Origin of the sequence: Pseudoalteromonas sp. MMG013, from assembly GCF_018100885.1 — a bacterium.
In the GTDB taxonomy this organism is placed as follows: domain Bacteria; phylum Pseudomonadota; class Gammaproteobacteria; order Enterobacterales; family Alteromonadaceae; genus Pseudoalteromonas; species Pseudoalteromonas aurantia.
Genome location: NZ_JAGJEE010000112.1, coordinates 1 through 511 on the forward strand (window position 1 = coordinate 1; position 511 = coordinate 511).

General features: G+C 34.1%; 1 protein-coding gene. It reads right to left on the minus strand.

What is annotated here, in order from left to right:
- Window positions 1-445: hypothetical protein (locus J8L98_RS24575; RefSeq protein WP_210998679.1), on the minus strand; the 445-nt coding region annotated here is incomplete at its 3' end.
- Window positions 446-511: the final 66 nt, after the last annotated feature.

Here is a 511-nt window from a genome sequence, read left to right on the forward strand (position 1 = left end):
AATTCACTTGTTCTTCTAATAGTTTTTTTATTGCCGATTTAATTTCCTTCGTGTCAACTTCGTACTCATATTCATTAAACTGAGCTAAACAAGAATTCATTTTTTCATAGCTAATATTGCTATTTTCATTTGAACTATCTAAACAACTATCTATTTCCTTATTTGTATAAAACTTACTCGTGGTATCACATGATACATCTTGCAATTCAGACCAACCTTGCTCAAGCATACATATATTAACTTCATTCATATTTTTATTGTAGTTGTGGAAGCAAGCTAGGAAGTCCGCTGTAGCATTGGTTCTAGTGGGGTGTACTCTTGCCTGACAACTTCCTAATTCGATATCCCACCCCTTAGATTTAGTGTTTGTCGAGGCACAACCGCTAATAACACTCAAAGTAAAGAAAAAAGAAAGTATATAGCGATAATCAAAGTTTTTGTTCAAACCCAACGTCTCCTTTAGAGCCAGACCAACTCATGACTATTTAGTATTTATGCAGCACGTTGTTTA